Source organism: Nisaea nitritireducens, from assembly GCF_014904795.1.
GTDB lineage: Bacteria > Pseudomonadota > Alphaproteobacteria > Thalassobaculales > Thalassobaculaceae > Nisaea > Nisaea nitritireducens.
Window position 1 is genome coordinate 1 of record NZ_JACZFS010000094.1, and the last position, 215, is coordinate 215.

Sequence of the window (215 nt, forward strand, 5' to 3'; positions counted from 1 at the left end):
TCGGATCGCAGTCTGCAACTCGACTGCGTGAAGCTGGAATCGCTAGTAATCGCGGATCAGCATGCCGCGGTGAATACGTTCCCGGGCCTTGTACACACCGCCCGTCACACCACGAGAGTTTGTAACACCCGAAGTCGGTGAGGTAACCTTTTAGGAGCCAGCCGCCGAAGGTGGGACAGATGATTGGGGTGAAGTCGTAACAAGGTAGCCGTATC

At 56.3% G+C, this 215-nt stretch carries 1 rRNA gene; it reads left to right on the plus strand.

Annotated features, from left to right (window positions below):
• Positions 1 to 215: ribosomal RNA gene (locus tag IG629_RS22515) — 16S ribosomal RNA — on the plus strand; the annotation flags it as partial.